We start from the raw sequence: 25,124 nt of genomic DNA, 5'->3' as shown, positions 1-25,124 counted from the left end.
CGTTACTAAAATTTAGTAACGAGCTTTTTTTATATCTAATTATTTTCTAAAAATCCTGGTTCATATCCCAAGCTTCTAAAGTTTCTTTAAGTGTTTTAATAAACATTCCACCTAAAGCTCCGTTTACAACTCTGTGATCATAAGAATGAGAAACAAACATTTTTTGTCTGATTCCAATAAAATCTCCATCTGGAGTTTCAATTACTGCTGGCACTTTTCTTATAGCTCCTAAAGCTAGAATTGCAACTTGTGGCTGATTGATAATTGGTGTTCCCATAACAGAACCAAAACTACCGACATTTGTTACTGTATAAGTTCCACCTTGAATTTCATCTGGTTTTAACTTATTATCTCTTGCTCTGCCTGCTAAATCATTTACAGCTTTTGTCATTCCAACTAAGTTTAATTGATCTGCATTTTTAATTACAGGAACAATTAAATTTCCATCTGGTAATGCTGCTGCCATACCAAGGTTTATATTTTTCTTTTTAATAATTGTATCACCATTTAAAGCGATATTTATTAAAGGATATTTTTTAATCGTTGCTGCAACAGCGTGCATTAAAATTGGTGTAAAAGTAAGCTTCTCTCCTTCTCTTTTTAAGAAAGCATCTTTTACTTTTCCTCTCCATTTTACAATATTAGTTACATCTATTTCAATGAATGACTGAACATGCGCCGAAGTTTGAACAGAATCTACCATGTGTTTCGCAATAAGTTTCCCCATACGAGACATCTCTACAACTTCATCTTCTCCATTTACAGAAACTGGAGCCGCTTTTACGGCTTCTTTCTTCTCTGGTTTTACTTCGGTTTTCGCAACAGTTTTTACTGGCGCTGCACTTCTATTTTCTAAATAAGATAATATATCTTCTTTTGTAACTCTTCCATCTTTTCCCGAACCAGCAATAGTTTCTAACTCTTCCATAGAAACTCCTTCTGTCTGCGCTATATTTCTTACTAATGGGGAATAAAATTTCCCGCTTTCAGATGTTTTAGAAATTGGAGTCGCAACAGTTTCTTTAGCAACTTCAACAGTTTTAGCTGCTTCTGTAACTGCAGCTACAGGAGCAACTTCAGTTTTCACTTCTGGAGTTGAATCTTCGACACTTCCTCCTTCAGTTTCTATAACCGCAATAGTGTCTCCAACATTAACAACCGAATCTTTATCGAATAAAATTTCTACAAGTGTTCCTTCTACTTCACTTGGCACTTCACTATCTACTTTATCTGTAGCAATTTCTACAACTGCTTCATCTAATTCAATAGTATCACCAACCTCTTTTAACCAAGAAGTAATAGTTGCTTCCGCAACACTTTCACCCATTTTTGGTAACTTTAATTCGAATCTTGCCATAGTAAGTCTGTTTTAACGAGAACAAAAGTACAAAATACTACGGATTTTTTCATCTTTTTATTGATGAAAATTTTTACACATATTTACAATATTCATAAAAAATAAGGCCAAAAAAAAATTATTACACAAATAACATTGGTTTTTGGCTTTAAAATTATGTTTTCAATAATTAACTACACCCAGTCTTTAGGTTTAGCTAATACTTTTAATAATTTACTTTCTTCAGAATTTTCTTCTGGATGATGATTATAAATCCATTGAACCGTTGGAGGTAAACTCATTAAAATACTTTCTATTCGCCCATTGGTTTTTAGTCCGAAAAGTGTTCCTCTATCATGTACTAAATTGAACTCTACATAACGACCTCTTCTAACTTCTTGCCAGTCTTTATGTTCTTTAGAATACTCAATTTCTCTTCTTTTTTCTACAATAGGCACATAACTTTCCAAAAAACTATTACCAACTTCAGTTACAAAATTATATCTGTCTTCTATTGAAAACTCTTCGGTTTCTTTTTGATAATCGAAAAACAAACCGCCAATTCCGCGAGCTTCATCTCTATGTTTATTCCAAAAATAATCATCACAAACCTTTTTAAACTTCGGGTAAAATTCTGAATTATGTTTATCACAAGCAGTTTTACAAACCGCATGAAAATGAGTTGCATCTTCTTCAAATAAATAATACGGCGTTAAATCTTGTCCGCCACCAAACCATTGCGTTACAATATTACCAGCTTCATCATACATTTCAAAATAACGCCAGTTTGCGTGTACAGTTGGTATAAACGGATTTGTTGGATGCAATACTAAACTTAATCCGCAAGCAAAAAAATTTCCTTCTTTTACTCCAAATTGTTTTCTTAACGCTTCCGGTAATTCTCCAAAAACTTTAGAAATATTTACGCCTCCTTTTTCAAAAATATTCCCATTTTCTATAACGCGTGTTCTTCCTCCGCCGCCTTCAGCACGTTTCCAATTGTCTTCTTGAAACTTGGCTTTACCATCAACTTTTTCTAAAGTAGCTGTTATAGTGTCTTGTAATTCTTGTATGTATTTAAAAAACTGCTCTTTCATTTTCTTTATTTAACAATTCTACTGTTTTTACAGATGCTGCTGTTACCGATAATGGTAAAACAATTATAATTCCCACAACAGGAATTAACAAACACAGCATAAAAATGATTCCATTTCCGATGGAAACACCTTTGTTTCTTCCAACAAAGTTGATACTCTCTTTATAACCTAAATGTCTTTCTAACGTATAATCTATGTTTCCGAAACCAGCATAATACGACTGAATTAAAAACAACAAAACGGTAGAAAATATATTTACAACAGGAATAAACTTTAGCAATAAAATAGGAATAGTAATTAATATTTCTTTTCCTAAATTTCTAAAATTGATTCTAATTGCTCTCCATAATTGCTCTTGAAATGAAGTTTTTCTATGATTATGATTTAGTTTACCATTGAAATGAATTTCAATTTTTTCGGAAACGGGACTCATAAATGGCGCAGATAAGGCTAAAATAATGTGTTTGTATAAAATTAATCCGATGACTAAAACAAAGATTCCTCCAATAAATGAAGTAATAGATATTACTGTTTCTTTGCCCCAATCCCAAATCCAAATTTTAGCTAAGAAGACACCAATATTGTCTGATAACCCATACGCAGTAAAACCAACAATAGTTGCTGTTAAAACGCTAATTACAATTGGGATTGCAAAATATTTCCAGAGTTTTAGTTTTGATATTAAATCAAAAGCACCTGAATAGGCTTTAATTCCGCTTAAAATATTTTGAATCATTTTGTTAAATCATGTTTTTATTACAATAGGTGGCTTTTTCGAAATCTCTTATATTTATTGAGATAATTGGCACTTCTGGAAATAACTCATTCAGTTTAGTTACAATTTTCTTTGAAAGATTTGCTTTTTGGGCTTCTGTTCTTCCTTGCATTATGTTTCCAAAAACGTGAATAAAATCAGAATTACCTCCTTGCACCAAAGAATGCTTAAAAGGATTCATGCGTACTTTTATATCATTTCTATCAAATAAACCTGTTTCAAAAGCAGTTTCGGAAACAGCTTCTATAACTTTTTGTGGATCTTGAATTTCAAGAATTGGTTCCGAACAATCTAATATAAAATGTGGCATCTTCGTTTCTTTTTATTCCTAAAATCGTTTAATTCTCAGAGACGCTGCTCCGCATTAGCGATTGAAATGACATCCTTTTTATGCTCAACTCGGTTCAGTATCTCTTACAAAGAATAAAATTACTTCTTTAAATAAACAGATGCTGAAATAAATTCAGCATAAAAAGATATAATGGAAAGCGCGACCACGCTTTTTTGCGTGGTAACGCCCAAATTATTATTTTAAGACGGACTCTTGTATTCTTTTACAGCGTCAATAAACGCCTTGGCATTGTCTAACGGAATGTTTGGTAAAATACCGTGACCAAGATTTACAATGTACTTGTCTTTACCAAATTCATTGATCATTTGTGTAACCATTTTCTTGATTTCAGCAGGTGGAGAAAATAAACGTGTAGGATCAAAATTACCTTGTAAAGTAATATTTCCGCCAGATAAATAACGGGCATTTCTTGCCGAACACGTCCAATCTACACCTAATGCAGATGCGCCTGATTTTGCCATTGTATCTAAGGCAAACCAACATCCTTTTCCGAATGCAATTACGGGTGCTTCGTCTTTTAAAGCATCGATAATTTGCTGGATATATTGCCAAGAAAATTCTTGATAATCTACTGGAGACAACATTCCTCCCCAAGAATCAAAAACCTGAACAGCATTTACGCCTGCTGCAACTTTTGCTTTTAAATAGGCAATTGTTGTATCTGTAATTTTTTGCAATAATTGATGTGCAGCAATTGGATTTGTAAAACAAAATTGCTTTGCTTTATCGAAGTTTTTAGAACCTTGACCTTGCACACAATAACATAAAATTGTCCATGGCGAACCTGCAAAACCAATTAATGGAATTTCATCATTCAATTTTTCTTTGGTTGCTTTTATGGCTTGATACACATAATCTAATTCCACATGAACATCTGGAACAATTACATTATCTACGTCTTTTTGAGTACGAATTGGATTTGGTAAATATGGTCCAAAATCTGGTTTCATTTGCACTTCGATATTCATTGCTTGTGGAATTACCAAAATGTCTGAAAACAGAATTGCTGCATCCATTCCGTATCTACGAATTGGTTGTACTGTAATTTCTGAAGCCAGTTCTGGCGTTTGACAACGTGTAAAGAAATCGTATTTCTTCTTGATTTCCATAAACTCTGGCAAATATCTACCTGCTTGACGCATCATCCAAACTGGTGGTCTATCTACAGTTTCTCCTTTTAATGCTCTTAAAAATAAATCGTTTTTTATCATGATTTGGCTTTAAGCTTTAGGCTTTAGGCTTTAAGCATACTGCATAAAGCTTATTGCATAAAGCATTTTTTTTTTACATTTTTGATACAGCTAACATTCCTGCATCAATTGCTTTACTTATTTTTTGAATATCTTTTTCTGTTAAAGCAGATGATAAAAACCATGCTTCGAACTGAGATGGTGGTAAAAACACACCATTTTTAATCATTTCCCAAAAGAAAACTGCAAATTTATCTGTATCCGACAATTGAGCTTCTACAAAATTGGTAACTTCACTATTTACAAAGAAAGGGTTTAACATTGAACCAAACCTATTTACAGTTAAAGCTACATTGTATTTTTTAGCTGTTTCTAATAGAATCACTTCTAAAATACTTCCTATTTCCTCGAACTTAGCATATGGGTTTTGCTTTTTCAATTCGGTTAACGTAGCAATTCCTCCTGCCATTGCAATTGGATTTCCTGATAAAGTTCCTGCTTGATACATGCCTCCTAATGGCGCAACTTCTTGCATAATTTCTTCTCTTGCTCCGTAAGCTCCCACTGGAAAACCTCCACCAATTACTTTACCTAAACATGTAATATCTGCTTCTATACCTAATAATTCTTGAGCTCCACCAAATTTAGAACGGAAACCTGTCATTACTTCATCTGCAATTAACAATGCTCCTTTTGTTTTTAAATAGGCTTTTAACTCTACCAAGAAATTATCTTCAGGAATTACAACTCCCATATTACCAGCAATTGGCTCAATAATTACTCCTGCAATATTATCATCATTTTCAAAGTGTTTTTTTACACTTTCTAAATCGTTAAAATTAGCAATTAGCGTGTTTTTTACTGCGCCTTCTGGAACTCCTTTAGATCCAGGCAAACTTAATGTTGCTAAACCAGAACCTGCAGCTACCAATAACGCATCTTGATGACCGTGATAACAACCTGCAAATTTTATAATTTTATCTTTTCCAGTAAATGCTCTTGCTAAACGGATTCCGCTTAAAACAGCTTCTGTACCTGAGTTTACAAAACGTACTTTATCCATTCCTGGAAAAGCATCACAAACTATTTTTGCTAATTTTATTTCGTTTTGAGTAGATGCTCCAAAAGAATATCCTTTTTTTAATGCTTTTTCTACTGCCTTTTGCACTTTTTTATGTCTGTGACCTAAAATCATTGGTCCGTAAGACAATACTAAATCTACATATTTGTTTCCATCAACATCAGTAATTTTAGTACCTTTTGCTTTTTTGATAAATAACGGATTTCCACCAACTGAAGAAAATGCTCTTACTGGAGAGTTTACAGCTCCAACAAGATTTACCAATCCTTTTTTATATAATTTTTCTGATTTTTTAAACATAATGTGTAATTGTGTATTTGTTGAATCGTGCAATTGTTTAGTTACACAATTAAACAGTTTAACGCTTTAACAGCAACCTTGCTGCTTCCTTAGCAAAATAGGTAATAATAATGTCTGCTCCTGCTCTTTTCATAGACAGTAAACTTTCCATCATTACTTTCTCGCCATCTATCCAACCTTTTTCTGCAGCTGCTTTTATCATAGAATATTCTCCGCTTACATTATAACATGCAATTGGTCTGTCGAAATTATTTTTTAAATCTCTGATGATATCTAAATAAGACAATGCTGGTTTTACCATTAAAATATCCGCTCCTTCTTGATCATCAAAAGTTGCTTCACGCATTCCTTCATCTCTATTTGCTGGATCCATTTGGTAGGTTCTTCTGTCTCCAAAACTTGGTGCAGAATCTACCGCTTCTCTAAAAGGCCCATAAAATGCTGATGAATATTTTACTGAATAACCCATAATTGGCAAGTTTGCAAAACCTGAATTATCTAAGGATTGACGCATCATATCAATTGTTCCGTCCATCATTCCTGAAGGCGCAACCATATCTGCTCCTGCTTTTGCGTGCGATATTGTTTGCTTTGCAAGGTTTACTAACGTTGCATCATTATCAACATCATTATTATGAATAACTCCACAATGTCCATGACTTGTATATTCACAAAAACAAACATCTGTAATTACATATAAACTTGGATAGTTTTTCTTGATAAAACGGATTGCCTGTTGCATAATTCCGTTATCGTTCCAAGTTTCAGTTCCTTCATCATCTTTCTTCGATGGAATTCCGAATAATAAAACTGCAGGAATTTTTAGTTCAACAACCTCATCTAACTCCTTAGAAATTCTATCTAAAGAATATCTTTTTATTCCTGGCATTGAAGTTATTTCTGACTCTATATTTTCTCCTTCTTCAATAAAAAGTGGATAAATAAAATCGTCTACAGAAAGTTTAGTTTCTTGAACTAACCTTCTTATGCCTGCTGTTTTTCTAAGTCTTCTAGTTCTGAACATAATCTTACTCTTTCACAAAATGTAAATTCACCATTTCAATTACACTCTCAACTGTTGGTAAATTTGCTACTTGTACGTTTTCAAAATGTTTTCTTGCCTCTTTAGCTGTGCTTTCTCCAATACAAAAAGCAATTTTATTTGCCTCATTTTCCTGCAAATAACTTTCTACTGTAGATGGACTGTAAAATAAAACTCCGTCTACAGATTCATCAACTATTGTTGGGCTAAACATTGTTTTGTAAGCTTCAACTTCGTTGACTCTTATTCCGTTTTCAGTTAAAATAGTTGGTAACGTATCTAAACGTAAATCGCTACAGAAATAGGTGACTTTTTGTTCTGCAATTTCAGAAGAAAGATACTCTGCTAACTTTGCTGCATTTCTTGCGGCGTGTTTAACTTTACCTATACGTTGCTCTATTAACTTCTTAGTTCTACGACCTACACAGTAAATATTTTTAAACTGTAACTCATCCGAAGTAAAAGAATTTAAAATAGATTCTACTCCATTTTTACTTGTAAAAATTACGTTTTTAATTTCGTCTTTTACCGTTTTTGGTGGAATTCTATTAAAACGAGTTTTTATAAAATCGCTACTTTCTACTTTCATAGAAGTTGGCAATAAGTTTTTTTGAATTTCTGATAATGCTTTGGTTGAATAAATTGAAAATTCCTTTTCAACATCCTCGTCTTCTGCCATTAACTCTTTACCTCCTCTGTTAATTATATAATCGGCACAATCTTTTGCTAAATAACGATGACGACCAACTTTTGCAGGTTTATTTACCGCAATTTTTTTAGTTCCGTCTCTATTTAATAAAACACCTTTAAAATTAATCTCTTCAGTTTTTGCATCAATATAGGCTAAAGCTCCTATTGGAGCAGTACAACCGCCTTCCAATAAATTTAAGAATTCGCGCTCTATACCAACACATACTTGTGTTTCATAATGATTTAATTGCTCACAAGCATCTTTAGTAAAATCGTCTTTTTCTAAACATGTAACCATAATTACACCTTGTCCTGGTGCAGGAAGCATCCAAGAAAGATCTATAGATTCCGATGGACGTTTACCTAATCTTTCCAAACCTGCTGCTGCAAAAATTGCACCGTTCCAATCGTTGTTGTCTAACTTTTCTAAACGTGTATTTACGTTACCGCGAAGTCCAACAACTTTATGCGTTGGATAACGGTTTAACCACATTGCTTGTCTACGAAGACTACCTGTTGCAATAACTCCGTTTGGCTGTCCAAAAAACTCTTCGTTGTCTTTTAAAACTAAAATATCTGTATAATTCCCACGTTTTAAAACAGCTGCTTGTATTATTCCTTCAGGTAAAACTGTTGGAACATCTTTAAGAGAATGTACTGCAATATCAATATCGCCATTTAACATAGCAATATCTAAGTTTTTAGTAAAAATACCCGTAATACCAAGTTCGTACAATGGTTTATCTAAAACGATATCTCCTGTGGATTTTATTGGAACAATTTCACACTTATATTCTAAGGCTTCTAACTCTTTACGAACTTTATTGGCTTGCCAAAGTGCTAATTCGCTATCTCGAGTTCCAATTCTAATTGTTTTTTGCATGATTTTTTTAGTTGTTTCCGAAGACTTTTTCTATCACTTTTATGCTATCACTTACAGAAGTATTTTCTTCTTTTAAGTGTTTTACAAACTGTGTTGTTATCTTCTGAATAAAGCGTGAGGTTAGCATTTCAGCTTGTGTTTCATCAAAATCTTTAACTTTCTTTTTATGAAAATTAATTTCATCTTTTTGAATTGCTTCAAGCGATTGCTTTAATGTATTAATTGCTGGTGTAAATCTTCGATGATTTAACCAAGCTGTAAATTCTTCTTTATGCTCGTCAATAATTTTTTCTGCAGAAGGAACTTCTGCTTGACGAATTGCCAATGTTTTATCTGTAATCTTAGATAACTCATCAACATTTATTAAGGTAGTATTTTGAAGATTTTTAACTTCTTCCGAAACATTTTCTGGCATTGATAAATCTAAAATTAAGATTTCTTTACCTTCCGAAATATGTTCTCTTGTTATAGTTGGTTTATCTGAGCCTGTTGAAACAATTAGCACATCTGCATTAGCTACTTCTTGCGTTAAATTTGCATAATCTGCTTTCTTTATTGAAGGATGCTCCTTTACAAATTCAACTGCTTTTTCTTCTGTTCTATTAATTAAGGTTACAGACTCGTTACGTGTATATTCAGCAAGATTTTTACAAGTATGTTTCCCCATCTTACCCAATCCGTAAACTAAAATATTTTTCAAATTAAAATCTGCAACATTTTGAATTATATATTGAACAGCTGCATATGAAACCGATGTTGTTCCAGAACTTAACTTAGTCTCATTCTTAACACGTTTACTTGCTTGCATAATATTATTTAGCAAACGTTCTAAATATGCATTGGTAGTTCCTAAGTTTTTAGCTTGTTTAAATGCTTGTCTTAGTTGACCAACTATTTCATAATCCCCTAAAATTTGGCTATCCAAACCTGTTCCCATTCTAAATAAATGCTGAACAGCATCTTTATTTTTAGAAACATTAGAAACTTTTGAAAACTCATCTACGCTTCCTTTAGAGTATTTACAAAGTAAATTTATAAGTTGAAAAGGGTGTTCTGCAAAACCAGTAATTTCGGTTCTGTTACAAGTTGATAAAACTAAAATACCATCTACACCACTTTGTTTTGCTTCTTCCAGTAAAGCAATTTGATTCTCTTTTGATAAAGAAAATTTACCTCGTATATGCGCATCGGCTTTTTTATAGCTGACACCAATGTTATATAGATTTGTGTTCTTGTGATGGAAAGTCATTCAATAATTTCAAATATCGCTCAAAAGTAAAAAGATAAGAAAGAAAAAAGTATCGCTAAAAGAACTTTAAATGTCGTTTTTTGTTTTTTAGTTTATTTTATGACAAATATCATCTAAATGACTTATTTTTGCAATGAATTTAGCTATTTGAATGAATTTAATTTAGAACAATTCTAAATAAAATAGCATCCTTTTAAATTTTTGAAAATGCCAAAAAATGTCGCTCAGAGTCCTTTTGAAGAAATTAATCTTGAAAACGATTTTCTTGTCTTACACACTCAGAATGAGACTTCTAAAACCCGTCATTTAGAAAGAGATATTGACAGTACATTTATTCAATTGCACTTTTGCTTACGCGGAAACTTAAAATTTCATTTTAATAATGGTAATTATACGTTTGATGTTTTAGACAAACACTCAATTTTATTATACAATCCACAACAAAAATTACCGATAAACTTAGAAATTCTACCAAAATCTACCATGGTTTCTTTATTAATATCGATAAAAAAATTCCATTCTTTGTTCTCTAAAGAAGCAAGCTACATTCCTTTTTTATCCGAAGAAAATAGCAATAGAAAATATTATGACGATAGTGTTATAAAACCTACTGTATTAATAGTTTTACAGCAAATTATTAATGCCAACATCAACAGTTCTATAAAAGATTTATACATAAAAGGAAAGATTTACGAATTATTGAGTTTACATTTTCAGAAAGATGAAAATTTAGATGGTGAATATTGCCCGTTTTTAGTTGATGAACGCGATGTCTTAAAAATTAGAAAAGCGAAAGAAATTATTATTTCTAGAATGGCAGAACCGCCAAGTTTACAGGAATTAGCAAACGAAATTGGCTTAAACCTAAAGAAATTAAAAGAAGGCTTCAAGCAAATTTATGGAGACACCGTTTTTAGTTTTCTATTTGATTATAAGATGGAACATTCTAAAAAGCTATTAGAAAGCAATCAATACAACGTTAACGAAGTTGGCTTACAAGTTGGCTACAGCACTTCGAGTCATTTTATAGCTGCTTTTAAAAAGAAATTTGGAACAACACCTAAGCAATATGTATTGTCTTTACAAAACAACTAAATGAAGCAATTAACACATTACGACATAGAAAATACACAGCAACAATTCCCTATTACAATTCTGTGTGACGCAATTAGAACACCAGAAAATATAGGTATGTGTTTTAGAATTTCCGAAAGTTTTGGAGTTCAAAAAATATATTTACATGAAAATTCTCCTTCAACAGAAAATAGGATTGTAAAAAAAACCGCACGAAATACGTTGACGCAAATTCCATTTGAGTATTACACGGACTTCGAAAAAACAATCAACCAGTTAAAAGCAGCAGGGAATACAATTATTGGTATAGAAATTACTGATAAAAGCATCAATATTCAAGATTTTGATTTTACTTCAAATGAAAAAATCGTATTACTTTTGGGTAGCGAACGAAACGGAATAGAAAACATAAATTTAGTAGATAAAACAGTTGCAATACCAATGTTTGGAAGAAATTCTAGCATGAACGTAATACACAGTTTAGCAATTGCTCTTTACGAAACTACAAATCAATTAAGAAAATAATGAAAGGAGTTTTATTAGTAAACTTAGGATCTCCGAAGAGCACAGATCCAAAAGATGTAAAAAATTATTTAGGCGAATTTTTAATGGATGAACGCGTAATTGACGTTCCTTATTGGTTTAGAGCATTTTTAGTAAAAGGAATTATATTAAACACAAGACCAAAAAAATCTGCCGCAGCCTATAAAAAAATCTGGTGGAAAGACGGTTCACCGTTAATTGTTTTATCAGAAAGATTACAAAAGAAAGTTCAACAAAAAACCGAACTTCCAGTAGCATTAGCAATGCGTTATGGAAATCCGTCTTTAAAAAGTGGTTTACAAGAATTACATGACAAAGGTGTAACGCAAGTTATGTTAGTTCCATTATATCCACAATTTGCAATGGCAACCACAGAAACTATTGTTGTTCTTGCTGAAGAGTTAAGAAAGGAATTCTTTCCTAAAATGAAAATTACAGATGTTCCTGCTTTTTACAACAAACCTGAATATATTTCTGCTTTATCAAATAGCATAAAAGACTATTTAGCGGATAAGGATTATGACCATGTGTTGTTTTCTTATCACGGAGTTCCGGAGCGTCATATTAGAAAATCTGACATTACAAAAAGTCACTGCAAACCAGGAATTCCTGGTGAAGCACCATGCTGTAGTTCACCCTCTAAGGCACACGAATTCTGCTACAAACACCAATGTATGCAAACAACTAGAAATGTAATTACTGAATTAGGTTGGGATAAAAATAAAGTTTCAACATCGTTTCAATCTCGTTTAGGTGTTGATCCTTGGTTGCAACCTTATACCGACAGAACAATTGTAAACAAAGCTGAAAAAGACGGAATTAAAAAACTTGCAATTGTAACTCCAGCTTTTGTTTCTGATTGTTTAGAAACATTGGAAGAAATTGCAATGGAAGGTAAACATGAATTTTTAGAAGCTGGTGGAGAAGAATTCCACACAGTTCCTTGCATAAATGATAATGACGAATGGGTAAATGTATTAGCGGGTTGGATTAATGAGTTTGACAATAAAGCAATTAACATTGAACAATAACCAATTATCAATACTGATAACTGACAACCGAAACATATGGATTTCTTATACGTAAAAGCGCTTCACATTATTTTTGTAGTAACCTGGTTTGCAGGCTTATTCTACATCGTCAGATTGTTTATTTATCACGCAGAAGCTGAAAAAAAAGCAGCTCCTGCTAAAGAAATTTTACAAACGCAATACAAATTAATGAGCAAACGTTTGTGGTATATTATTACGTGGCCTTCTGCAATTTTAGCCAGTTTCTTTGCCATTTGGATGCTTTGGAAAAACCCTATTTATCTAGAGATGCCTTGGATGCATGTAAAATTGGCTTTTGTATTAGCATTGTATTTTTATCATTTTTCTTGTCATAGAATTTTTAAACAATTACAAAATGACGAAATTAAATACACCGCTTTTAAACTCCGAATTTGGAACGAAGTTGCAACCATAATCTTATTTGCAATTGTGTTTTTAGTAACTTTAAAAAGCGCTATTAATTGGGTTTGGGGCGTTGTAGGAATTATCCTTTTTGGAACACTCATGATGATGAGCATTAAACTCTATAAAAAAGTACGTGCTAGAAAATCTTGGGATAAACACGAGGAGAAGCTGCTGAAAGAAGATGAGGAAGAAGGTTTCCAGTAAGTAGTATTCAGTTACTCACTGCATAAACCACTACTAAAGCTAAAAACTATCCTCTTATACTCTGCTCAAAAGGAATTCTATTTACAATAGATCTTCCTAAAGTAACCTCATCTGCGTATTCTAATTCATCACCAACGGAAATTCCACGAGCAATTGTAGAAGTTGTAATGTTGAATTCTTCAATCTGTTTATAAATATAAAAGTTGGTTGTATCACCTTCCATTGTAGAACTTAATGCAAAAATTAATTCTTTAATCTCACCTTCTTTTACTTTGTTTACTAAAGATTCTATTTGTAAATTTTGAGGCCCAATTCCTTCAATAGGAGAAATTTTTCCGCCTAAAACATGGTACAAACCTCTAAATTGTGCCGTACTTTCAATTGCCATTACATCTCTAATATCTTCAACAACACAAACAATTTCAGCTCTTCTGTTGGGATTGCTACAAATAGCACAAATAACGGTATCGGAAATATTGTGGCATTTCTCACAAGAATTTACGTTTTCACGCAATCCAGACAACGCTTCCGTTAAAAATTTTGTGTTTTCTGAAGGTTGTTTTAACAAATGTAATACCAAACGAAGCGCAGTTCTTTTACCAATTCCTGGCAAACGAGAAACTTCATTTACAGCATTTTCAAGAAGTTTTGAAGAAAAATCCATAGAATGCAAAATTAGGAATTATCAATTATCAATTACGAATTAATCGATTAAAATTTTAAAAAGTATATCTTCGTAACTCGTAATTAAAAATTCATAATTAATTCATGCAACCACTTCATATACTATTATTAATTTTAGCTTATTTTTCTGTCTTAATCTTTATTTCTTACGTTACAGGAAAATCGGCAAATAACACTACTTTTTTTAAGGCAAACAACTCTTCTCCTTGGTATTTAGTGGCTTTTGGTATGATTGGCGCTTCACTTTCTGGAGTTACATTTATCTCTGTTCCTGGTTGGGTTGAAGGCGATAGTATGAGTTATTTTCAAATGGTTTTAGGATATGTTGTTGGTTATGCTGTAATTGGTTTGGTATTACTTCCACTCTATTATAAATTAAATTTAACTTCAATTTACACCTATTTACAAGACAGGTTTGGAAACTATTCTTACAAAACTGGTGCAAGTTTTTTCTTACTTTCCAGAACAATTGGCGCAGCATTTCGATTATTTTTAGTTGCCAATGTGTTGCAAATAATTTTGTTTGATGCATATGGAATTCCGTTTTGGGTAACCGTTTCTATTACCATATTATTAATTTGGTTATACACTTTTAAAGGCGGAATAAAAACCATTGTTTGGACAGACACATTACAAACATTATTTATGTTAATTGCCGTTGGTGTTTGTATTTACACCATTTCTGATGAAATGAAAATCAGCAACATATTCTCTTACGTTGCAGATAATGAGCTATCTAAAACCTTCTTTTTTGATGATGTAAATGCAGGGAATTATTTCTGGAAACAGTTTTTAGCTGGAGCATTTATTGCAGTTGTTATGACAGGTTTAGACCAAGACATGATGCAAAAAAACTTGACTTGCAGAAACTTAAAAGATGCGCAAAAAAACATGTTTTGGTTTACAATTGTACTCGTAATTGTTAACTTTTTCTTTTTAGCATTGGGTGTTTTATTAACTGATTACGCACAACAAAACGGAATTGATGCTCACAAAGATCAATTGTTTCCTATAATTGCAACCAAAGGAACTTTAGGTTTAGCAACAGCATTATTTTTCTTGTTAGGTTTAATTGCTGCAGCGTATTCAAGCGCAGATTCTGCACTAACTTCATTAACCACTTCTTTTAGTATTGATATATTAGAAATTGACAAAAAAGAAGATGCAATTCAACAAGAAAAAACGAGAAAGAAAATTCATATTATTTTCTCTTTTGTATTAATTGCAACCATTTTAATCTTTAAATACTTTATTGCTGATGCAAGTGTAATTGCAAAAATATTCACGTTTGCAGGTTATACTTACGGACCTTTATTAGGTTTATATGCCTTTGGTTTATTCACTAAATTAAATGTGAAAGACAAAATAGTTCCTGCAATTTGTTTAATTGCACCAGTTCTTACCTTTTTAATTAGCTATTATTCTAAAGAAAAATTAGGATTCGATTTTGGATTCTTTGTATTGGTTTTAAACGGTTTCTTAACTTTTATTGGATTGTATTTAATTAAATCTACAAGAAATTAAACTTTTTTAGCTTTACTTTAAACTTGCAATATTTAAAAAAAACATACCTATTTCATAATGACAAAACCTAATTCTCCTATAACTTTTCCATGTGGAACTATCATGAAAAACAAATTTATGTTAGCTCCGTTAACAAACCAGCAAAGTCATGAAAACGGTCAATTATCCGATGATGAATTTAATTGGCTAACCATGCGAGCTAAAGGAGATTTTGGGCTAGTAATGACTTGCGCTTCTCACGTTCAAGAAGTAGGAAAAGGTTTCCCTGGACAACTCGGTATTTTTAATGATTCTTTAAATGATGGACATAAAAGATTGTCTTCTGCCATTAAAAAAGAAGGCAGTTTAGCCGTAGTTCAACTACATCATGCAGGAATGAGAACTCCATCAGAATTAATTGAAGGTAGTCCTGTTTGTCCTTCAAACAATGAAAAAACAAAAGCAAGAGCGCTTTCTTTAAGTGAGGTTATTCAATTAAAAGAAGACTTTATTTCAGCAGCATTTAGAGCAAAAGAATGTGGATATAACGGTGTTGAAGTTCATGGTGCACACGGATATATTTTAACGCAATTTTTAAGTTCTGAAATAAATAAAAGAACCGATGAATACGGAGGGAACTTAACAAACAGAGCCCGATTATTATTCGAAATTGTTGAAGGAATTAGAGAAAAATGCGGCAAGGAATTTTTACTTGGAGTTAGATTGTCTCCAGAAAGATTTGGAATGGATATTGACGAAATAAAAACTGTTTGTCAAAATCTTGTAAACTTGAACAAAATAGATTTTTTAGACATCTCTTTATGGGATGTTTTTAAAATGCCACACGAAGAAAAACATCAAAATATATCTTTACTGGAACACTTTAAAAGTATCGATTTTAAAAACGTAAGATGGACAGTTGCTGGAAAAATTAGCAATGCAAAGGATGTGCAAAGAGTTTTAGACAACAATGTAGATTTTGTTTCAATTGGAACATCCGCAATTTTACATCACAATTTCCCTAAATTAGTGATTGAAAACCCAAATTTTACGCCAAATGAAGTTCCTGTTTCCGAAGAACATCTTTTAAAAGAAGGCGTAAGTAAAACTTTTATTACCTATCTTAAAAGATGGCCAGGTTTTGTTCAATAAGTTTAATATGAATAACAAATGTTTTAATTGTGATAAAAACGGAACTCAACTTTTTGAGTTTACAATTTGCGATTCTTGTAAAAAAGAATTGCGCTTATTTACTGACGAAACTATTGAAAAACATATTCAAAAATTCACAAAAACAGGTTACAAAAAAGACCTAACTAAAAAATTAGAATTGCTTGAAAAAACTTATATCAAGAAAAAAATTAAGCTATTAGATATACTTGATAAGTTGTGAAAAAAACGGTTTCAATTATTGGTGGCGGACCTTCTGCTTTTTTACTCGCTTCTTTTTTAGAGGAAGAGAAATTTACGGTTACTATTTATGAAAAAAATAAAACTGCCGGCCGTAAGTTTTTAGTTGCTGGAAAAGGAGGATTCAACCTTACGCATTCCGAAGATATTTCTGAATTTATTAAACGTTATACGCCTTCTAATTTTCTGAAAAATGCATTATTAAACTTTACGAATACTGATTTCAGAAATTGGTTAAATAAAATCGGAATTCCAACTTTTATCGGAAGTAGCAAAAGAGTTTATCCAAAAGAAGGCATTAAACCGATTGAAGTTTTAACGACAATTCTAAATCATCTTGAAAGTAAAAGTGTAAACATTAAATATGAACATGTTTTTTCTGGTTGGAATTCAGATAATAATCCAATAATAAACAATACAACTGTTATTTCAGATTACACCGTTTTTTCTTTAGGAGGCGGAAGTTGGAAAGTTACAGGTTCTGATGGAAGTTGGCTAAACACTTTCAAAGAAAAAGGCATTAAAACCATTCCTTTTCAAGCCACTAATTGTGCCTATAAAATTGACTGGAAGCCTAATTTAATTCAACAAAACGAAGGAAAACCATTGAAAAACATTGCTATTTCTTGTGATAATAAAACGCAAAAAGGTGAAGCTGTTATTACAAAATTTGGATTGGAAGGAAATGCTATTTATGGTTTAAGTCCGCAAATTAGAGAGGCATTAAATCAACATAAAAAAGCAACAATTTATATCGATTTTAAACCTTCTTTATCATTAGAAAATATACTTTCTAAAATGGTTACTTCAAATCAAAAAAACACTATTCAAATTTTAAAAAAGGAATTAAAATTAAGTCCTTCTCAGATTGATTTATTAAAAACATATCTTCCAAAAGAAACATATTTAAATAGCAGTTATTTAGCTGAAAACATTAAAAAATTTCCATTAGATATTATCGACTTCTCTCCTATTGACGAAGCTATTTCTACAGTTGGCGGAATTGACCTAAAAGCTGTGAATGAAAACTTTGAAATCAACAATTTACCTAATCAATTTTGTATTGGAGAAATGTTAAATTGGGATGCACCAACAGGCGGTTATTTGCTACAAGCTTGTATTAGTTCTGGCGTTTATCTTGCTAATTACGTTAATAAAATTAAGTAGTTTTTTTCTGCGGAATTCCAGCTTCTAAACAATCAGCAATTAAATTAGGTTGCAACGTTTTATCAGGAACTTTAAAATTGAAATATTCTTGTAACGGAATATTAAAACCTTTATAATTTAAGTAATTATTTAAGGCAATATTTAATCCTTCACTAAATAAATGATGCTCCGCTCCTGTTGGATCTTCGTGATACAGATCGTTCTCAGCAAAACCTTTAAATTCTGGACCAATAATATTAATTTGAAATTCATCTGGGTTTTTACCAACTGGACTATGACTTGTACACGCAAATTGGTGCCAAAATGCAGATTGAATACAATTGTTTTGAAATAATTGACGCACAACTTCTAAAGAATCAATTGTTTCTTGTTCCGTTTCCGTAGGAAAACCAAACATTAAATAGGCGTGTACCATAATATTTTCATCAGAAAAAGCTTTGGTAACTCTTGCAACTTGGGCAATATCTACACCTTTTTTCATCTTTGCTAATAATCTATCGGAAGCAACCTCCAAACCTCCTGTTACTGCAATACAGCCAGATTTAGATAACAAAGCACATAATTCTGGCGTAAATGTTTTCTCGAAACGAATATTTGTCCACCAAGTAATGTACACTTTGCGTTCAATTAATTTATTAGCCAATGCTCTTAGCATTTTTGGCGGCGCAGCTTCATCAACAAAATGAAAACCTGTAATTCCCGTTTCAGAAATTATTTTTTCAATTTTACTTACCAAATCATCTGCTGTTGTGTTTTGGTAATTTCCGATATAATCTAAGGTAACATCGCAAAAAGAACATTGTTTCCAATAACATCCGTGAGAAATAGTGAGTTTATTCCACTTTCCATCAGACCACATTCTGTGCATTGGATTCATAACATCCAAAAACGATAAATATTTTTCCGCAGGTAAACCAACATAACTTGGCGCTGGTAAATTTTTATGATGAAAAATGGTGTTTGGAATCTTATCTGCATACACAACTTTATTATCTCGACATATATAAGTTCTTTCTAAAGACTCCTCACCTATTTTTCCTTCTAAAAATTCGGTAATTCGTAACAACGGACTTTCGCCATCATCCAAGGTGATAAAATCTACAAAATCGAAAATTCTTGGATCAGACAAGCGTCTCAGTTCGGTATTGCAATAACCGCCGCCCATTCCTATTTTAATGTTCGGGTATTTTTGTTTTATATGTTGCGCACATCGCAAAGCAGAAAATAAATTTCCAGGAAAAGGCACCGTAAAACAAATTAAATCATAGCTGTCTTGTTGTAATTTTTCATCCAACAAATACAACATTTCATCTTCTATCAGCGTAGTTTCGTATTGTAAACATTCGGCTAACTCATCAAAACTAGAAGCTGCGCTAGCAATTTGTTCAGCATAGCGCGTAAAAGAGAAAAACTCGTCTACATTAGCTTTTATAAAATCGCCTAATTCTTCAACAAATAAGGTTGCAATATGTTTTGCCTTGTCTAAGATTCCTAATTTACCGAACTCAATACTTAAATCTTTTTCTAATTTTATACGTCTATGTCCGTGTGGTAAAAAATCTTTGTGTACAATTTGATACGCTGCGGTAACTTCTTGCACGCGTAAATAATTCATTACCGAATCTACCTTATTAATATAGTCTTCTTTTTGATTCCAAACCAACGGCAATTCTTTATTACCAAGCATTGCTGCTTGTTTAAAAATTGCATCAATAAATTCTTTGGTAAAAACAGCCGTAAACAACTCAATACTTAAATCCATTTGCGTTATTTGTACATTTTTAGATTCTAAAAAACCTTTAATGTACGCTGTTGCAGGATACGCCGTATTTAATTGTGTAAAAGGAGGTGTTATTAAAAGTGTGTTTATGGACATATATAAGTAAAGTGCAAATATACTATCAGATTTATGGAACACCCATTTTAATTATAAAAAAATGCGTTATAAGAAATAGTTTGGTTTGTTTCTAAAGGTATTTTTGGGTAACTTCGCTAACGTTGAATATCCACAATTAAAACAATGGATATTCTTTTACATTAGCTATAATTAAAGAAAAATGACAGCAGAATTTGAAACTGAAATAGTAAAAACAAAGGGATTCAATAAAATCTTTATGATTGTATTTATCATTCTTTATATGATTTCAGGATTTTACATTTTTATGTATGACAAAGAAAGTCAAAACATATATTTGAAATATTTTGCTCTTGCAATTTATGTATCAGGAATTTATTTTCTATTCGGACAGTCTTTTATCAAACCGAAAAAAATCGGAAAACTAAAAATTTCAACAGAAAGAATTGAATTTAACGAGAACGATGAAAGTAAGAGTGTTGCTCTGAATGAACTTGAAAATATTTATCTGAAATATATGGATTATGGAAGTTGGACAACTCACTCGATTTTCGGAAACAAAAACTACTTGACTATAACAGAAAAGTCAGGAAAAAAATATGATTTTGAAATACTGATAAGAAATAAAAATTCAAAAAGTGACCTAAAGAAAATTTTAAATAGTCCAGAGTTTTATGAAAAATTTGATTTTATGACTGATGGTAACTCTCGAACTGAATTTTAAAAAAACTATGGCTAACACCGTATAAAAAAAAATGCTAAATTAGTACTTAATCAAAAGCAGTTGCATTTTTGCCAACTTCTGAATTTCCTTAGGAAATTCCTCGCTGACAAAACCGCAAATTTTCTTATACAACAACGTTAGCGAACCTTCCAAAAAACACCTTTTAAACTACAATAATGCCACAAGATTTAAGTAATCATAGAAAAACCTATCAAAAACAAGAACTTTTAGAAAGTACTTGTCCGGAGAATCCGTTAGAATTATTTAGGAATTGGTTTATAAATGCAGACGAATCTGATACTGTACATGAAGCCAATGCAATGACCATTTCTTCTATTGGATTAGATGGTTTTCCTAAAAATAGAGTTGTTTTACTAAAAAAATATACTTGGGAAGGTTTTATATTCTACACAAATTATAATTCTGAAAAAGGAAAAGCTATTGCAGCCAACAATAACATTTGTTTATCGTTCTTTTGGGCTGGTTTAGAACAGCAAATTATTATAAAAGGTAGCGCAGAAAAACTTGCAGAAAATTTATCTGATGGTTATTTTGAATCTCGCCCAGACGGAAGTAAGCTTGGCGCCTTAGCATCTAAACAAAGTGAAGTTATTGGTTCTAGAGATTTGCTAGACAAACAACTTTCCGAAGAAGAAAAAAAACACATTAACAAAGAGATTCTAAGACCTAGACATTGGGGCGGTTTTTTAGTGAAGCCTGTTTCTATTGAATTTTGGCAAGGTCGCCCAAATAGAATGCACGATAGGATACGTTACACTTTACAAAAAGATTTTTCTTGGAAACTAGAAAGATTACAACCGTAATTTTTATATTTACAGCTCTATTTTAAAGTTAAAATGAAAACACTTTACATTGTTCGTCACGCAAAATCTTCTTGGAGTTATGATAGTGTGCAAGATATTGATAGACCTTTAAAAGAGCGCGGTATAAATGACGCTCATCTATTATCAAAATTTTTGGCTTCTAAAATACAGAAACCAGATGTCTTTATTTCTAGTAGTGCTAATAGAGCATTACATACTTCTGTAATTTTTTGCGAAAACTTTAGCTATCCGTTATCTAATTTGCAAATTAAACGTCAATTATATAGTTTTAGCGATGGTTACTTGGTAAAAACCGTAAAAGCATTAGATGATAGTTTTGATAGTGCAATTATTTTTAGTCATGATCATGGAATAAATACATTTGTAAATAAATTTGGAAGCAAACCAATTGCACATGTCTCTACTTGTGGTGTTATTGCAATTGAATTTGAAGAAAAACATTGGAAAAACATAAAAAAAGGGACTACAATAATGGTAGAATTCCCAAAAAATCATAGATAGTTTGTTAGAAATAAAAAAATATGGCGCTATAGATATTGGATCAAATGCAGTTAGACTTTTGGTTTCCAATGTTATTATCGAAAAAGGAAAAGAACCTAAGTTTAAAAAATCTGCCTTAATCCGTGTACCTATTCGTTTAGGTGCCGATGCTTTTGTTAACGGAAAAATTTCAGAAGAAAACACCATAAGAATGATAGATGCTATGGAAGCATTTAAACTTTTAATAAAAATTCATGGTGTAGAAAGATATAAAGCCTGTGCAACCTCTGCAATGAGAGAAGCTGAGAATGGACAAGATGTTGCTAAAAAAATTCTTAAAAAAACAGGAATTAAAATTGACATTATTAATGGTAAGGAAGAAGCCAGAATTATTTCTTCTACAGATTTAAAGGAGCTAATACAAAGCGACAAGTCTTACTTATATGTAGATGTTGGTGGTGGTAGTACAGAATTTACCGTTTTCTCTGAAGGAAAAATAGTTAATTCTAAATCCTTTAAAATGGGTACCGTACGTTTACTAAACAACTCTAAAGCAGAAAATAAAGTAAAATTTAAAAGTGTAGAAAAGTGGATTAAAGAAAACACTAAAGATTATAAAAGTATTTCTTTAATAGGTTCTGGAGGAAATATTAACAAATTATTTAAAATGTCTGGCAGAACAGAAGGAAACCCAATCTCCTACATTTATTTAAATGCACAATATCAGTTCTTAAAAAAGATGAGTTACCAGGATCGAATTACTGAACTAAGTTTAAATCCAGATAGAGCAGATGTTATAGTTCCAGCAACAAAAATATATTTATCTGCAATGAAATGGAGTGGGGCTAGAAAAATATTTGTGCCAAAAATTGGACTTTCTGACGGCATAATTAAAAGCTTGTACCACAACAAGTTATAACTGTTTTTTAAAAAACATTAACAACTCTTTAACATTCTTTTTAAATTTACTATCTTTGTCATGTGACTTTCACTAAAGATCGTGTGTCATACTAAGTAGAGAAAAATTAAATCAAAATCAAATCATTTATTATGAAAAAACTATTATTTTCTGGAGCATTATTAATGTTCGGATTTACGGTATCTGCACAGGACTTACCTACAAACGCAGAACCAGGAAAATGTTATGTACGCTGTAAAACTCCAGAAGTATGGAAAAATCAAGATGTTACTATAGAAGTAGCGCCAGCTTACAAAAGAATTGTAACGCACCCTGCACAGTACAAAACTGTTACTGAAAGAGTATTAGTTGATGCTGGAGGTGAAAGTTTAGTTGTAGTACCTGCAACTTATGAAAACAGAGATGTTGTTGTTACAACTGACGAAGGTGGACAAAGCTTACAAAGAGTCGCTGCAAGAGCAACTACTTCTAAACAAGTTGTTATGACTAAAGAAGCGTCTCAACGTTTAGTAACAGTTCCTGCTAAGTATGAAACTAGAGATGTAGTTATTACTTCTAAAGCAGCTTACCAACGTTTAGTTGTTGTTCCTGCTACAATGAAAACTGTAACAGAAACTATAGTAACAAGAGAAGCGTCTCAACGTTTAGAGGTTGTACCTGCTAAATACGAAACTAGAGATGTTGTTGTTACTGTAAAAGAAGCTGGTTCTCGTTTAGAGATTGTACCTGCAACTTACGAAATGAGAGATGTTGTTATTGTAACAAGAGAAGCTTCTCAGCGTTTAGCAGTAGTACCTGCAACTTACGGAACAGAAACTTTATCTTACAGAAAAAAGGTTGAAGGAAACTCTTTAAGAGTTGTACCTGCATCTTTTGGTAGAGATAGTGAAACTATTGAAGTAAGAGCTGCATCTGCAAGATGGCAAATGAGCGAAAAAGCTCCTGATTGTGAGTCTTCTGACCCTAACGATTGTCGTTACTGGTGTTATAAAGAAGTTCCTGCTCAATACACTACAGTTAACAAAACTGTATTAAGTAATGATGCATCTGTATTAGCTAACGCTGGTAAATGTGCTGAAGGTTCTAATGACCCAAGCTGTTTTGCAACATACACTAAGAGAGTTATGAAAACTCCTCCTACAACAAATGTAATAGCTATACCAGAGGTTACTAAAGTTGTCAAGAAGAGAGTTATGACTAACCCTCCATCTACTAGAACTATTGCTATTCCTGCAGTAACTAAAGTAATTAAGAAAACTGTAATGGTAACTCCTCCTACAACAAGAGTTGTTGCTATTCCAGAACAAACTACTACAGTTAAGAGAACTGTTGTTGACACTCCTGCTACAACTAGAGTTGTTGATGTACCTGCTGTAACTAAAGTAATTAAGAAAACTGTAATGGTAACTCCTCCTACAACAAGAGTTATTGACATTCCTTCTGAAAGCACTTCAGTAACAGTAACTAACCCTGGAGCTCAATCTACAACTACTGTAGCTATTCCAGCAAAAACTAAAGTATTTAAGAAAACAGTAATGGTAACTCCTCCAACTACAAGAGTTGTGAAGTCTGAGCCTAAATATTCTACAATTAAGAAAACTGTTTTAGAAAAAGATGCTTGGGAAGAAACTGTACCAGTTGCAGCAAAATATAAGACTGTAACTAAAGAAGTTTTAGTTTCTAAAGGAGGATTAACTTCTTGGAAAACTGTAGACTGTGAATTAGTAAACAATACTCCATTACCAATTAATTGGAACTTGGGTAGTGCTACTTTAACTCCAGCTGCTAAGCGTATTATTGATGCTCGTTTATTACCAGTATTAAAAGATGGTGTTGCAGTTGTAATTGAATCTCACACAGATGCAAGAGGAAACAAAACAAGCAACCAAACTTTATCTGAAAAAAGAGCAGGTGCAGTTGTTAAGTACTTAATGTCTAAAGGTGTTAATGGAAGCCAATTAACTGCTAACGGTTTAGGTGAAAACAAATTAACTAACCGTTGTGCTGATGGTGTTTCTTGTTCTGAAAGAGAGCATGCAGCAAACAGAAGAACTACATTTAGAGTTGTAAACCAAAAGTAATTCTATATACTACGATTCACTCTAACAAGAGAATCAAATAAGAAAACCCGAGCTTTGCTCGGGTTTTTTATTGTCTTATAATTACAACATTATGCTACTCTTTAAAAACTAACTAACTAACTAACTAACTAACTAACTAACTAACTAACTAACTAACTAACTAACTAACTAACTAACTAACTA

24 protein-coding genes are annotated in these 25,124 nt (G+C 32.1%); 13 read left to right on the top strand and 11 right to left on the bottom strand.

Annotated elements, in window-relative coordinates; translation table 11 throughout:
- Positions 1 to 46: 46 nt before the first annotated feature.
- The 9 genes from L1S33_RS11660 to hemA form a co-directional block, all read right to left on the bottom strand.
- Positions 47 to 1,357: a dihydrolipoamide acetyltransferase family protein gene (locus L1S33_RS11660; RefSeq protein ID WP_240562456.1), complete on the bottom strand. Its 1,311-nt coding sequence runs from the start codon at positions 1,355 to 1,357 to the stop codon at positions 47 to 49.
- A gap of 173 nt (positions 1,358 to 1,530) precedes the next feature.
- Positions 1,531 to 2,433, bottom strand: coding sequence for an oxygen-dependent coproporphyrinogen oxidase (hemF, locus tag L1S33_RS11655; protein ID WP_240551837.1), 903 nt, complete (start codon positions 2,431 to 2,433; stop codon positions 1,531 to 1,533).
- The gene (locus tag L1S33_RS11650) at positions 2,414 to 3,169 is read right to left on the bottom strand and encodes an EI24 domain-containing protein (protein WP_240551836.1); all 756 of its coding nucleotides are present in this window, start codon (positions 3,167 to 3,169) and stop codon (positions 2,414 to 2,416) included. The genes hemF and L1S33_RS11650 overlap by 20 nt, the downstream gene beginning before the upstream one ends.
- A 4-nt stretch (positions 3,170 to 3,173) precedes the next feature.
- Positions 3,174 to 3,518 carry a 5-carboxymethyl-2-hydroxymuconate Delta-isomerase gene (locus tag L1S33_RS11645; RefSeq protein ID WP_240562455.1) on the bottom strand — a complete coding sequence of 115 codons (345 nt, stop codon included), beginning with the start codon at positions 3,516 to 3,518 and terminating at the stop codon, positions 3,174 to 3,176.
- A 221-nt stretch (positions 3,519 to 3,739) separates the two neighbouring features.
- Positions 3,740 to 4,771 (bottom strand): uroporphyrinogen decarboxylase, encoded by a 1,032-nt coding sequence (gene hemE / locus L1S33_RS11640; RefSeq protein ID WP_240551834.1) that lies wholly within the window; start codon positions 4,769 to 4,771, stop codon positions 3,740 to 3,742.
- Between the two features lie 73 nt (positions 4,772 to 4,844).
- Positions 4,845 to 6,134 (bottom strand): glutamate-1-semialdehyde 2,1-aminomutase, encoded by a 1,290-nt coding sequence (gene hemL / locus L1S33_RS11635; RefSeq protein ID WP_240553041.1) that lies wholly within the window; start codon positions 6,132 to 6,134, stop codon positions 4,845 to 4,847.
- Between the two features lie 55 nt (positions 6,135 to 6,189).
- The gene (gene hemB / locus L1S33_RS11630) at positions 6,190 to 7,155 is read right to left on the bottom strand and encodes a porphobilinogen synthase (RefSeq protein WP_240562454.1); all 966 of its coding nucleotides are present in this window, start codon (positions 7,153 to 7,155) and stop codon (positions 6,190 to 6,192) included.
- 4 nt (positions 7,156 to 7,159) lie between these two features.
- On the bottom strand, positions 7,160 to 8,746 hold the full coding sequence (gene hemC / locus L1S33_RS11625) for a hydroxymethylbilane synthase (protein WP_240562453.1): 1,587 nt from the start codon (positions 8,744 to 8,746) through the stop codon (positions 7,160 to 7,162).
- A 7-nt stretch (positions 8,747 to 8,753) separates the two neighbouring features.
- Positions 8,754 to 9,995 (bottom strand): glutamyl-tRNA reductase, encoded by a 1,242-nt coding sequence (gene hemA, locus L1S33_RS11620; RefSeq protein ID WP_240562452.1) that lies wholly within the window; start codon positions 9,993 to 9,995, stop codon positions 8,754 to 8,756.
- A 207-nt stretch (positions 9,996 to 10,202) separates the two neighbouring features.
- On the opposite strand from hemA, the gene L1S33_RS11615 reads away from it, so the two are divergent.
- From L1S33_RS11615 to L1S33_RS11600, 4 genes are read left to right on the top strand one after another with little or no spacing between them, the layout of a single operon-like run.
- Positions 10,203 to 11,090 (top strand): helix-turn-helix domain-containing protein, encoded by an 888-nt coding sequence (locus tag L1S33_RS11615; protein WP_240551830.1) that lies wholly within the window; start codon positions 10,203 to 10,205, stop codon positions 11,088 to 11,090.
- Positions 11,091 to 11,594, top strand: a complete 504-nt coding sequence (locus L1S33_RS11610; RefSeq protein ID WP_240562451.1) for a TrmH family RNA methyltransferase — start codon at positions 11,091 to 11,093, stop codon at positions 11,592 to 11,594.
- Positions 11,594 to 12,643: a ferrochelatase gene (gene hemH, locus L1S33_RS11605; protein WP_240562450.1), complete on the top strand. Its 1,050-nt coding sequence runs from the start codon at positions 11,594 to 11,596 to the stop codon at positions 12,641 to 12,643. Before L1S33_RS11610 ends, hemH begins: the two co-directional genes overlap by 1 nt.
- A gap of 36 nt (positions 12,644 to 12,679) precedes the next feature.
- Positions 12,680 to 13,273 carry a CopD family protein gene (locus tag L1S33_RS11600; RefSeq protein ID WP_240562449.1) on the top strand — a complete coding sequence of 198 codons (594 nt, stop codon included), beginning with the start codon at positions 12,680 to 12,682 and terminating at the stop codon, positions 13,271 to 13,273.
- Between the two features lie 46 nt (positions 13,274 to 13,319).
- Here the strand turns inward: L1S33_RS11600 and recR are convergent, their stop codons facing one another.
- Entirely contained in the window at positions 13,320 to 13,937 is a 618-nt protein-coding gene (gene recR, locus L1S33_RS11595) for a recombination mediator RecR (protein ID WP_240562448.1), read from the bottom strand.
- Positions 13,938 to 14,041: 104 nt separating this feature from the next.
- Between recR and L1S33_RS11590 the strand changes: the two genes are divergently transcribed.
- Genes L1S33_RS11590 through L1S33_RS11575 form a run of 4 tightly spaced genes read left to right on the top strand, consistent with a single transcriptional unit; the run spans position 14,042 to position 18,037 of the window.
- Entirely contained in the window at positions 14,042 to 15,481 is a 1,440-nt protein-coding gene (locus L1S33_RS11590; protein WP_240551825.1) for a sodium:solute symporter, read from the top strand.
- A 57-nt stretch (positions 15,482 to 15,538) separates the two neighbouring features.
- The gene (locus L1S33_RS11585) at positions 15,539 to 16,612 is read left to right on the top strand and encodes an NADH:flavin oxidoreductase (protein WP_240562447.1); all 1,074 of its coding nucleotides are present in this window, start codon (positions 15,539 to 15,541) and stop codon (positions 16,610 to 16,612) included.
- Between the two features lie 7 nt (positions 16,613 to 16,619).
- On the top strand, positions 16,620 to 16,853 hold the full coding sequence (locus tag L1S33_RS11580; RefSeq protein WP_240562446.1) for a hypothetical protein: 234 nt from the start codon (positions 16,620 to 16,622) through the stop codon (positions 16,851 to 16,853).
- Positions 16,850 to 18,037, top strand: a complete 1,188-nt coding sequence (locus L1S33_RS11575; protein WP_240562445.1) for a BaiN/RdsA family NAD(P)/FAD-dependent oxidoreductase — start codon at positions 16,850 to 16,852, stop codon at positions 18,035 to 18,037. Before L1S33_RS11580 ends, L1S33_RS11575 begins: the two co-directional genes overlap by 4 nt.
- Here the strand turns inward: L1S33_RS11575 and L1S33_RS11570 are convergent.
- Positions 18,030 to 19,913, bottom strand: coding sequence for a B12-binding domain-containing radical SAM protein (locus tag L1S33_RS11570; RefSeq protein ID WP_240562444.1), 1,884 nt, complete (start codon positions 19,911 to 19,913; stop codon positions 18,030 to 18,032). The genes L1S33_RS11575 and L1S33_RS11570 overlap by 8 nt on opposite strands.
- 181 nt (positions 19,914 to 20,094) lie before the next feature.
- Here L1S33_RS11570 and L1S33_RS11565 point away from each other — a divergent pair, with 181 nt between their 5' ends.
- The 5 genes from L1S33_RS11565 to L1S33_RS11545 all read left to right on the top strand — a co-directional run bounded on the left by L1S33_RS11565 (position 20,095) and on the right by L1S33_RS11545 (position 24,941).
- Complete coding sequence (locus tag L1S33_RS11565; protein ID WP_240551820.1) at positions 20,095 to 20,616, top strand: hypothetical protein; 522 nt, start codon at positions 20,095 to 20,097, stop codon at positions 20,614 to 20,616.
- Positions 20,617 to 20,792: 176 nt separating this feature from the next.
- Positions 20,793 to 21,440 (top strand): pyridoxamine 5'-phosphate oxidase, encoded by a 648-nt coding sequence (gene pdxH, locus L1S33_RS11560; protein WP_240551819.1) that lies wholly within the window; start codon positions 20,793 to 20,795, stop codon positions 21,438 to 21,440.
- 33 nt (positions 21,441 to 21,473) lie between these two features.
- A complete protein-coding gene (locus L1S33_RS11555) occupies positions 21,474 to 21,962 on the top strand; it encodes a SixA phosphatase family protein (protein ID WP_240551818.1) in 489 nt (162 codons plus the stop codon).
- Position 21,963: 1 nt separating this feature from the next.
- Positions 21,964 to 22,860, top strand: a complete 897-nt coding sequence (locus tag L1S33_RS11550; protein WP_240562443.1) for a Ppx/GppA phosphatase family protein — start codon at positions 21,964 to 21,966, stop codon at positions 22,858 to 22,860.
- Between the two features lie 131 nt (positions 22,861 to 22,991).
- Positions 22,992 to 24,941 carry an OmpA family protein gene (locus L1S33_RS11545; protein WP_240551816.1) on the top strand — a complete coding sequence of 650 codons (1,950 nt, stop codon included), beginning with the start codon at positions 22,992 to 22,994 and terminating at the stop codon, positions 24,939 to 24,941.
- The last annotated feature ends 183 nt before the right edge of the window (positions 24,942 to 25,124 follow it).

This window comes from Tenacibaculum aquimarinum (assembly GCF_022478115.1).
GTDB lineage: Bacteria > Bacteroidota > Bacteroidia > Flavobacteriales > Flavobacteriaceae > Polaribacter > Polaribacter aquimarinum_A.
Note: the sequence above shows the minus strand (reverse complement) of the source record. Positions and strands in the feature narration are given on the sequence as shown.